This is a genomic window from Filimonas lacunae (assembly GCF_002355595.1).
In the GTDB taxonomy this organism is placed as follows: Bacteria; Bacteroidota; Bacteroidia; order Chitinophagales; family Chitinophagaceae; genus Filimonas; species Filimonas lacunae.
In genome coordinates, this window is record NZ_AP017422.1 from 4447434 (window position 1) to 4459272 (window position 11839).

At 43.3% G+C, this 11839-nt stretch carries 4 protein-coding genes; all 4 read right to left on the reverse strand.

Annotation, left to right across the window (positions count from 1 at the left end; all coding sequences use genetic code 11):
* The 4 genes from FLA_RS17660 to FLA_RS17675 are packed head-to-tail and all read right to left on the reverse strand — an operon-like array spanning position 1 to position 11742.
* Positions 1 to 762, reverse strand: coding sequence for a hypothetical protein (locus FLA_RS17660; RefSeq protein WP_144264118.1), 762 nt, complete (start codon positions 760 to 762; stop codon positions 1 to 3).
* Between the two features lie 10 nt (positions 763 to 772).
* Positions 773 to 8233: a PA14 domain-containing protein gene (locus tag FLA_RS17665; RefSeq protein ID WP_076381354.1), complete on the reverse strand. Its 7461-nt coding sequence runs from the start codon at positions 8231 to 8233 to the stop codon at positions 773 to 775.
* A gap of 44 nt (positions 8234 to 8277) precedes the next feature.
* Positions 8278 to 9390, reverse strand: coding sequence for a hypothetical protein (locus FLA_RS17670; protein ID WP_144264117.1), 1113 nt, complete (start codon positions 9388 to 9390; stop codon positions 8278 to 8280).
* 9 nt (positions 9391 to 9399) lie between these two features.
* On the reverse strand, positions 9400 to 11742 hold the full coding sequence (locus tag FLA_RS17675) for a hypothetical protein (protein ID WP_076381352.1): 2343 nt from the start codon (positions 11740 to 11742) through the stop codon (positions 9400 to 9402).
* Positions 11743 to 11839 lie beyond the last annotated feature (97 nt).

Sequence of the window (11839 nt, forward strand, 5' to 3'; positions counted from 1 at the left end):
TTAAAGGTTAGGGGTAGCTACAAAAATTTTATAATTGCTATACTTATCTGTTACCTGGAACTCCTTGTCCTTCCTGGTGAAGAAGCGGCTTTCGCTAAAAAAGTCGTCAGACAACTGTTCTTTCCGGTAGTTGTTAAAGTACACATCCACTACAGCATACCTATCATATCCTTGTTTCAACAACTCCGCCTCTTCTGCACCTTGCGTAAGCAAAGTAGTTTTCAACACCACCTTACTTTGTAACATATAGCCATTGGCAGTATCTATTACAAACTTCATGGCTTTATAATTACCACCCTCCGGAAAACGCACTTCTGCTTCTGCCCTATTGCCGTTGTACTGCACCTGGCACTGTACCCCATCTGAATGTTGAAACAGGGTATCTAAAGCTGCCGCAGGACTATAGGACCGTGCAACAACAGGATGAGAGAGATACATCAGCTGATCTTCATAAAACAACGTAACATTATAGCGTTTATTCACCATCGTTTCTACGTTTTGCATTTTCAGCAGGTATTCATCACCATTCATTACCAGCCAGCCCGATAAAGAATCGATGTATTGACCCACTGTATTTTCATTGCTATAGTAATAGCGCATATCCACACTCACTTGATGCAACTGCATGTATTTTTCTTTTATTTTATCCAGCAGCCCGAGTACTTCACCGGTTCCTTTGGCTTGTTGTGCGCACAGTAATAGTGGCGCCAGCATTAACAGGATAAAAACCAAACAGGTATTCTTAATTATTCTGCTATTCATAACCATACGTTTATTCAATTACTCTTAAAGCGCTACGGGTTTCTTTGATGGTTTTAACACCACGCTGGGTTTCTTTTTTCACCCGGATTAAAGTACCATCATCGTCGTACTCATAAAAAGTAGCATAATTATTTTCATCCAGCTCTGCCATCAGTCGCAGGTTGGTAGAGTTATATACAAACGATTTCATATTGGCGTTGTAAGGATGTATACGGATATCATCAAAATACACATCACTGCTGCCACTGGCGGTGAAATTGACGCTTAACTGCGTGGCATCTGCCGCAAGCGTAACTACACTTTCATATCGCTGCCATCCTTCAATAATATCTCCCATAGGCAACAGCGTTAACGTAGTATAACCAGCAGCCGTTTTCACATACACATCTATTTTATTTCCGGTATAGCTTTCACACTTACAATCACGCATTTCTTTTACCCAGGTACTGATCAGAATTTTCTTACCACCGGCTGGTGTAAACACTGGCAACAGGGAGGTGCTATCGGCTTTAACACTTTGCAAATAGGTACCTGAACAATTATCAGTAAGCCTGGAAAATGTAATAGCCGGCTGCTTTAACTCTGCATTACTAATCATAGCGGCAAAACCTAAAGAAGTTCCTGATGCTATTTTTAAGCTGTATTTACCGGTATGCTGTTGCTCGGTGGAGATATAACTTTTAAGGCTGCTAAAATCGAAATGACGACCAACAGGACAAAGTGTGCTGCAACTGTCTGTGCCATAAAAATAATCTTCAAAGCCTTCATACCCAGATTCTCTGTACCGGCTATTTTGTACTACTGCTACTGGCAATGTTTGATTGTAACCATATAAGCCGGCATTATACCTGTTTAAAGGATCTTTATTTTCCAGCTCAAATCCTTTTACATTAAATAAGGTAGAAATGCTTGTCCACACCCATTTGCTGGTATCCGGGTTCGCCTTTAGTTTACCATTGGCGAATTTCCAGAACGGAACAAACTCAGCAAAAGCCCCATCTGCCCTGATATTCGTATTGACCAGTGGAGTAAGGGTGGCATTATTACGTTGTCCGTAATAGGTATACACGGAATCAGCTTTAAAATTACCGAGCACACCATAACTATAAGGATTCAACACAGTATCGGTAATAGGGCTGTAACATACAGGATTCATGATAGTATCACAAGTATTCCCTACCACCTCAATAGTTGCGTAGGTTTCATTGGCATCAGTGATGGTGCAAGCCTGAACGGACGTAGGATTCAGGGTTAACGTGTTCCCAAACAACAATGCACCATCTTTGTAATAAATCACCGTCACCTCCCCCTTGCGTATTCCCACCTGGGAAACCTGATGAACCGTCACCATAGGCAATATAGGAGTGGGATGTTGCAGATCTACCGTTCCATCACAGGAATAATACATAATCCGGAAACCATTAGCCCCATAAACTCTCATATAGGATGTATCAATTGGCACCTGGTAGGTATACACAGAGTCAACCGGATAAGCACTTATAAACTCTGCTACATTACCCGATGGACACCTTCTGACATGAAATGCGTTCAGATAGGCATCAGCAGGAAAATAACGGGCGGCAGTAACCTTTACTATTATATCTCCCAGCTGAAAACGATAGAATTCCTTCCCGGCAGCAATAGCAGGAAAGTTATATGTACATGTTCCATTAGAACAACTAGAATCTTTAGCGTAATGATAGAACTTTTTATCTTTATTTTTATACAACAACGGACAACTAATATCTACTCCAAATCCATTATTACTGGCATGCTGCGCTAATACTGCAACTGTAATAGGATTACTATAAACTCTTCTCAAATCAACGCTGCCAGCGCTACTGAATAAATAGTCCATTATTGGTCGTATACAACACGTCTGACAGGTTATGCCAGGCACCTTTTTTACCGCCTTCTTATCTCCCACTTTCCACACCTGCGCATAATGGGCTACTGATGCATTCAATACCTGCGAAGCTGTATTCAGCTGCAACGAATACTTGCCATTAGTATATACTACCGGGTTATTTAAACAAGTAACCGAGCCTACAGTACCCGCAATATTCCTACGGCCAGAGCGTACAATTTTCAACGTAATATCATTTCCCGAAAACGCATGTCCCTCTTTGTCTACAAAGTAAATATCCGGTGCGCCACCTTTGATAGTATTGGCATCTACTGCCCACACTTTTGAGAACACAGGGAATGTGGTGTAAATATCTTTACAACCGGTATCCTTCGCTATGCCCATTTTAGAAGCCACCAGCATTTCATCGCCACTGGTAAAAAAGCTATCAACGGTTGTACGTGTTGGTAACCCTTTCGTGAGCTTGCCATCTTTTATAAAGATACCACTGAGGGTAACATCGATGTTTTTGTAGGCCATGGCCATGCCCTCATACGCCCAATGTGAGGGGTAGGTGAAATTATACACCGGATCGTCAAACTCATTTTGTGTGCGGGTAAGCAATACGTCACCCGTTTCACTGTCGTACAACAGGTTTTTAGTGGTTACCTTACTTCCTTTATCTACTACCAGCAGGCTGTCCAGTATACCAAAACGCTGTATCACTTTTACAGCAGCTGAACTTCTGAAACGGGTTTCTTCGCGTTGCGTTAATCCGTAGGCTGTAGGTATCACCAGCACAGGTGGTAAAAAAAACGGTATCACATCCGCATTAACACTTACATTCAAACCATTCACTACCGTTTTTTGCTCACGCATATCCAGCAACAACTCGGCATCCTTACCAATAAACGCTTCACTATCAATAGAACTATCCGCATTCATTGCCATTACGGTATTAGACAGTTGCTTTTGAGCGGCAGACTGGTTTTCTACCTTATAAAAATTCTCGGAATAAGTGATATAGTTATCCGGGTCGGTAGCAGAATAGGTAGCTTGTGAACGTGGTTTACCATGCATATCGTTCAGCTCTATCTTAAATCCCTGTGATGCCGTTACGTAATGTTTAGCATCGATACGCAGGAAATTAGCCAGACCAGGTTTATATCTCTTCTTAGTATCATCATCCAATACACTTCTATCTACCATGGTGGGGAAATCATAAGCAGTATAAAAACAAGATTCTTCAAACCCCATAGCAGAACGCCTGTTTTGCGTATGGATAGAACGCACACGCACTTTACTATACCCTATAGAAGCTCCGGGATAAAAAGATTCACCCAAAGGCTCTTCGGTATACCCCATGGTTACCGGGGCCAGTGCAGAAGCCTGTTCGCTGTATTCTATAGGCAGATGGAAAGGATTTTCTTCTCCACCAATGCCGGGTTCGTATAAAGCCACCCCACTACTGATTTCCGTTTTCACTCCGTTCACCTCTTTGGTGGTAGTATAGGTATATTCCTGACCATAGGTGCTTTCCTGCTGTTGGGTCATCGCGTTCCAGTTATCATAAATGGTAACACGCTTTACACGCAGGCCACCGCCCAGGCGCTTATAGGTAGGACAGGTTACGCGGGCAAACGACCTGTTGAGATCAATTTTTTTAGCCCAGTTTTTAAGCCTGGCCACATCATTAAAAGACAATACGGTTTGTAAAATATTATCGGCCATGGTTAACAAAATCCGTACACCATCACCCAGATCAATATTATCTCCCACATCTGAACCCGGGTAAGCTTTAGAAGGCAGGTTTAAGCGTAAAAACTGGATAGCTGTTTTGGCCAGCGGGGAAACAGAGCTAGCCCCCATGCCTTTTAGTTTCACCCAAATCATATCGTTGGAAAAACCATATTGCCCTTCCTGTATATCTGCATAACATGGCACATATTCATAACCATTGCCCCATTTATCACCGGGCATGGACACATATAAACGGAAATACATTTTATCAATACCATCCAGGTAACGACTTTTCACTTCACTGACAGAAGTAACAGGCACAGGTACTTTGATAAAGGCATACAGGTTATCGCCCGATCCACCATACAGGTTATTACTGATATCATTGGCATTGCTGGTGTAAGAAAGTCCCGCCAGTTTACACATTTGCATGCTACGCTTGTTTTGTACATAGGCATAATCATCACTCTCGTAGGTAGCCTTAATAACACCACCTGATGGCAGTTTAATTTCACTTAGCGTCCAGGCAGCTACGTTAACCGATGCTTTAGTGCTATCCTGTAAAGCATAAGGATAATCGGCATTAGCCACCTCGCCACTGGTAGTAGGGTTATCGGCAGGTGATTTATAATTACCCCACCTGTCGTAAGATTTAATGTTATAATCGGGGTTATTACTGTGATAGGTAAACACATAAGGTGTTTTTTTACCTTTTTCGTTGCCATTGTAGGTAAACCATATCTTTTTCAACGTGAGTTTACCGCTATCATTCAATGGCTTATTATATCCTTTACACAATTCATAGGTGTACTCAAAATACACAGTTTTCACCGGTGTAGCCAGGGTGTCCTTTTGTAAGAACTCCGGCTTATTATATAAGGCAATTTTGCGTAAGCGCCTTATTTTACCACTATAAGCCTTTCTACCATTTTCAGAGATATCGATACCGTCCTTGCGCGTTTCGCCATCCAGGAAAAAAGCTGCCACCATATTTTTAGATTCAATGGTTTGCAAATACCATATCTCTTTGGTGCCGGACACATAGTTAGCTTTATCATCCCGGCTATCAGTGCGTAACCCTTCGTTATAGGTAGCAGTAGCGCTATCCTGTACATAGGGTGCGCGCCATCTGTAGGGGTTCGCAATACCTGCCGTTTTGGTATAATTGAATTTAATAGCATCGCCCAGGTCATCATCGCTGATACCATTATTGGTTACATCCACATAATCCGGCGATACAATACCGGTAAGCAGGTAGCTGTGTGCATAGGCCGGCATCTCTTCTGCCGAAAAATAGTTATCACGTCCACGCGTGTTGTTTACTGTATTATCTACATTAGGTGTATAAGATGCTAAACCAGTGGTGCTGTTGCCCCTGCTTTTATCTACAGAAAAAGTAACTTCCTTCTGTCCTAAATTATATACTGGTATGCCGTAGACATATTTTCTGCCATCGGCATTTAATACGCTTATCTCAGAAATATGGTTCTTTTTACGAAAGCCACTTACCCGCTTTTCTTTTGTTAAAGAAGAGCCTACCACGAAGCTGTCTTTTAAAGGCGTGTTATACATCAGATACCCCGGCATAATTTCATATGCACTGGCAGAAGGACGCTTCATTTCAAACGACATTACGGCACGCCCGGTAGCTTCAAAATACTCCAATCGTAAATTATATATTTCCCCTGCTACCAGGTTTACAGGCTTTCCTTCAAAGTATCTTTCAGCGTGAACACTCCAGTCGTCCAGCACTAATGAATCATTAATCCATAAGCGGGTGCCATCATCAGCATAGGTTCTAAAGTAATAGGTGCCTGTTTCCGGCGCTTTAAAGCGGGCCGTCCATTGTATGGAATAGTTATCATTATTGATGACACCGGGCCAGCGGGAACCTTTGGGATTATCCAGCAACCAGAAAAAAGTATCAATCCTTATGCCCGAAGGATCTCCCTTCAGGTTACGGTTATTATAATACTTACCAATCATACCATTTCCCACGCCATAATCATATTCATCATTAAAGGTTTGATCACAATCACCACCCAGCTTAAAAGAATTAATGGTATGCGTTTCTATATATTTACTTAAACCAGCTTTATCTGCTTCTTCTGCCGTTAAATAGTTGATCACCTGGCTGCGTTTGTCGCGCTGTGGCTTTACTGCATTTTGTGCAGTAAGCGTAACACTTCCGGCCAGTCTTTTATTCTTATATATATTCAGGCTATTTGTGCCTCCTATATAAGAGCTACCCTGCGAAGGCTGATACAACTGTGGCACTACCACTTCATCGCCACCAATGGTATTATAAAAAGCTTTTGAGTTCACTGTTTTTTCGCCCGGGTTACGGAAATAGGCTGCTTCAAACTTGCCAGACGATTTACGAAAAGCAGCTGTTTGTGTAATAGGGTTATCGGTTACCCACGCGCCGGTTTCGGTATAAGAACGGTTGGAGTTTACATCCACCCCACCATGAAAGAGGGTACCCACGCCCACATCCACCGAAACACGGTCAGATGCATCATTGGTTTTCATGTAGTGGTCGTGTATGTATCCGATATCTCCACGGTAAGCACGGAATGAACCACCTACCCCTTCACCAGATACAGAGAACACATCATAGGTGTAGGAAGGAATAGCAATATGTGGCACTGCCGGTTTATCCCGGAAAGGAATATCTTTTTCGCGGTTAAAATCTATCAGGCTGCGACTATCTGCAAGGCTGTTCTGATAGTTGAGATACCCATACGCAGGTAATACCAATGTACGGTCGCCCTCAGCAATCACTTGCTTGGACACATAGCCACTGATAGAAAAGTTGGGATCGGCTGTCCAGTTCGCAAACCCCACCTTGGCCGTAAAGGAAAACTGCCTGCCGGTATAAGGCATATTAATAGTAGGCGTGAAAGAAGGGTAGCCGAACGAAATACCCGCCGTATGGTTCATATTATAACTGGCATTTCCTCCCCTGCCATTCTTCTCTATTTTTTCGGATAACCGGATACCGCCGGAAAGCTGTAAACCACTCAAACCAGCCCGGGAATTATAAGAAGTACCTAAGGATAAAGTACCATATCCGTTTTTATTCTCGGTTTCAAACATGCCTATTTTCACCCCCATGTTAGGACTGAACGTAAGCCCTTCCTGTGAGTTGTTAGATACAGACAAGCCACCGGTTAAAGGCCCCGAAGCTTTTTCGCCGGAATTGATACTTACATTCAAGCCTGTTTCCAGCCCCCACCCTTTATAGGTATTGTGAAACATCCCCAGCGAAGCCCCCAGGCCTAAAGGCAGTCCTAGCATTTCAAAACCTGCTCCGGCAGTAACGCCTATAGTTTTATTTTCTTTGGTAACAGCCGTTTTGCGGATAGTATCTGCTCCTCCGTTAAAATCGTCGGGTACTCCACGCATGTTACGGGCAATAGTACCCGGGTTAATATTCCAACCCAGGCCCACCCAGCTGGCTTCTTCATCCATGCTAACACCACTGCGGTAAGATATATTCACCGGGTAGCCACCTACATCCAGTAAAGGAATATTATAAGAGAAATCGCCCGTAAACAGATCTACCATATTGGAAGTGTTTACAGAAGCAAATTGCTGCATTTCGGGCTGCGATGGACCTCCATCATAATACACCACATCATCCCATACAGCAGAAGGTTGTTGCAAAGGGGTTGCAGTTTGCCGGTAAACACTATTTTCTGTAAGCGCCTGTGCGCTCTGCCTGTTCAGGGGCCGATAGGTATGAGCAGGCAGTTTTATATAGTTAGCCGGTACTGCTGCCACTGTATAAGTATAGGCACCCAGCAGGCCCTGGGCATACATCATAAACAAAAAACTGAGTGCAATAATTTTTCTACGCCTTTCTATAATTGCCAGTATCATGAAGGTTGGGTTTAAAAGTTGAATGCGTTGATGATAAACACAGGTTATTTTTTAGTACGATAAGTAAAGCGGGCACCCCACTTTTCGTTACGAGTATTGGTAAGTTCCAGGCGATAACTTGTATGCTCCTGTAGTTTGCGGGTGACCGAAGAAGGCAGTGTGATAAAATTTTGTCCCTGCACTACCTTCAGCGTTCCGGAAGCCAGTTGCCTGCTGCTGTTATCCAATGGATATATCGTATAACTCACCACCTTATCAGTAGCGTCGTGCGTATATTCTATAGCCACATCGCCAGCACTGATGGCCAAAGCAGTTTCGGCATCGCGCTTTAACCGGATATAAGAAGCCCCTTCCTGCACAATCACTTCTGCCTGTTTGCCACTTACTGTAAACGTAAACACATCACTTTGAGCCACAAACCGGTCGCTGTTACGCGCTATTACACACCAGGCATAAGTAATGCCCGTATCCAGTAAGCTGGCCGAAGCAGGATAGTTTAAAAAGGTGTTACGCCTGTGCGCTTCGTTGTATACAGGAATATTTTGTTGTACGGCTGTTAACGCGTTTTGCCCCGTGGTTACTTTCGCTATCACCACATCATAGTTAAGATCGCCCATCAACTGAAGCGGCGCAGGCGGCAACCAGGTAAACTGCGGACTACGCGATTCCACAACACTGCCATCTGCCGGCAAATTCAATACAGGTGGCATTAAGGGCTGCACTTCCAGACTTACACATTCCTCTGCCAATGGCTCAGGCAAATCGCCAATCCAACGGCTTACCGTATAACAAGCCGTGTAATTACCTACCGGCAAAAAGCCTTCAGGACGCATATCTGCATTAAATATGGCAGACAGATACCTGTAATTAACGGGTGCAAAATCGGAGTACTTACACTGGTGCGCTCCTTTGGCCAATGTAACCACCCTGCCTGTAGCCGTTAATACAGGGTTGTTATCCGTAGTGCTGGACAAGGTAAGTGTTACCTCCACATTACACTCCGCACTACTTCCATTCACCAGCACCATATTCCAGAGCTGGTTTTTCTGAACAACACCTGTTGGCGGCACCTGCAGCGCTACGCTCACCTGAGCCTTTACCCCGCCAACAACAGCAGAAAGCATGATCAACAACAGTTGCTTTTTAAACGACATCATACCTGTTTTTTAAAATATTTTGAAAAAGCTAAAGCGACCTGTCCGGTTTTCTACCAGTTGCCTGTTGGCCCCCGGAATAAATCCCTTTTCCATAGTGAGCTGTATTTCGCCCAGTTTGGGAATTTTGATAATGGCAGTTCCTTTATACCCCACCTGTTCTATGTTATAACCGGTCTGGTAATTATAGGTTATCCCCGCCCCTGCACTCAGCCATTGCAATAATGTATACTGCGCTTCATTGCCTGCTGTATATAAATGATAGTCGCTGCTTAGCGCTACAGATACCGTGCTTTGCCCGGTAAGCCTGCGGAGGAAAAACGACTGACTAAACATATAATTAGTAGTGTTGGCATATAAAAAAGCACTATCCGTTTGCTTGTTATAAAACCGGGTATACATAGCCGATGAATTCATACCTATATCATGCACCTGGTAGTAATAATTCATATTCGCCACCAATGAATAGAACATGGTTTCGGTATATTCATCGTTACTCAGTTTGGTAAGTTGTGCACTGGGGTAATAGCCCACCATCAATACCGGCCAATGGGGCACACGCACGGTAGCCTGCAGACTTTTAAATACTACGTTGCTGCTGTAAGCCACATTCACAGATGGATTGTTATAATCATTTTCTTTCAGAGAAGCCGATACCGTAAGCTTCTTCCGGAAAAAAGGCTGATCGGCCTTTAACATCCATGCCCGTTGCTGCACTCCTGTAGAAATTAAACTGAAGGATTGAAAATTAGCTCCATAGTGTTTGTAAAAGCCGGCTAGCCTCGTGTCCGTTGCTTTAATAAGGGATTGCGCTTTTACTGCATAGGCTTCATTAGAATGCTCATTAAAACGTAACGTTCCCGACAGCAGGCTTTTATCATTACCGGGCCTGTTATAATAAGGCATAGACGATTTTGCCACCTCTGCCGTAATGGTGGTGTTAGTGTTCACCCGGTAGTTGCCTTCCAGCGTAAAGCCCATCAGATGATAGTCGGGCTGAGTAACATTTGTAGCGCCACTGCCATTATACACCTGCTTCTTACCTGTGTACCAGGTAAGTATAATAGTATTGTTGTTCTTTATCCCCTTACCTACCCGCACCATGGTAAGGAACTGACCCGGAGCGGTTGCATTTTTTACAATAAAATCGCGAAACCGGTAATCAATACCTCCTGCCGCAATAGCCACATAATAAGAAGGGTTATACTCTACCTGTATTCCATTGATACTTACATTTTTGGCAGACAGTTCAGAGTAATCTACCAATGTCCGACCGATACCAAAACTCTTTATGGCCAATAACGTTTTGTAATGAGCAGGCAAAGTGGTATCCGGTACATTGTTCGATTTCAGTTCTACTTCCAGGTCATTGGTGCTTCCTGCCATATCCAGTTTGCCGCGTTGCTGCTGCAACCGGGCCAGCCTGGTTTTATATTTTCTGTATTTCCCTTCCCATACAGCCAGTTCCTGTTGTAATGAATCGGCACGTTTTTTCTGTGCTTCATACTTTACTGTAAAGCTGCTATCATGCGAAGGTACCGTATCAGTACCTGCATTTCTTCTTGCACGCCAGAATCCCTGCAAATAAGCCGGCACCTCTTTAGCGCCTGGCATATGCGGTTTATTGTTTAACTGACCACTTAGTTCGTTCCAGTTTAACGCACTGCTATCCAATGTTTTTTGATGACCATTACCCGGGTACAATGCCTTTTCTTTTGCTTCTATGAGTTGCTGCATAGTAGCAGGATCATTAACCCAGGCCTGCAACTGCCCTGCCTGGTTTCTTTTACCATCCAGCAGTTGCTGCCAGTAAGCCAATGAATCTTTAGGTGCATGACTATTTATATACAGATTAGCCGCCTGAACAATCCTGTTTTTAAAATCAGCAGTATTAAACTGCATACTAATATCTGAAAATTGACGTGTGAAAGCGGAATTGCTGAAACGGTTAGTCAGGTACACCCGCATCGGATACCTGTTTTTATACACCACATCCAGGCAAGTTTGAATGGTATGATAATACACATCCTTTTCGGCATAAGGAGTATCTATATAAGAGCGATAATCTACATTATATAATATATTACCATGCACGTTCCAATCCGGTATTTTTTGTGCAGGCAAAGGCCGTGAGGAAGCTTCCACAACTGGTTGATTCTCCGGCACTCTTACAAAAGAACTATATCCTTTTTTACCCAGCTGACTACTATAAGGCAATAAACTTCCTTTACTGGATGCGGCACTACTACCCACACTTGTATCCTGATACACCTCACTTGTATGAATAACGGGTAAATAATAAGGCAACGGAACAACATGTACCTTGCGGGGTGGGTTTGCTTGTTGCGAATACACGCATACGCATGTACATAACAACATAAGTACTGTTATGAGTAATGGTGCTTGTCGCACTTAGTTCCGGTTGTAGGGTTACTAAATATATCAAAATAAA

Coding starts and splice junctions, on each gene's coding strand:
- FLA_RS17670 (WP_144264117.1), bottom strand. CDS start 9,390: ATGATGTCGTTTAAAAAGCAACTGTTGTTGATCATGCTTTCTGCTGTT.
- FLA_RS17665 (WP_076381354.1), bottom strand. CDS start 8,233: ATGATACTGGCAATTATAGAAAGGCGTAGAAAAATTATTGCACTCAGT.
- FLA_RS17660 (WP_144264118.1), bottom strand. CDS start 762: ATGAATAGCAGAATAATTAAGAATACCTGTTTGGTTTTTATCCTGTTA.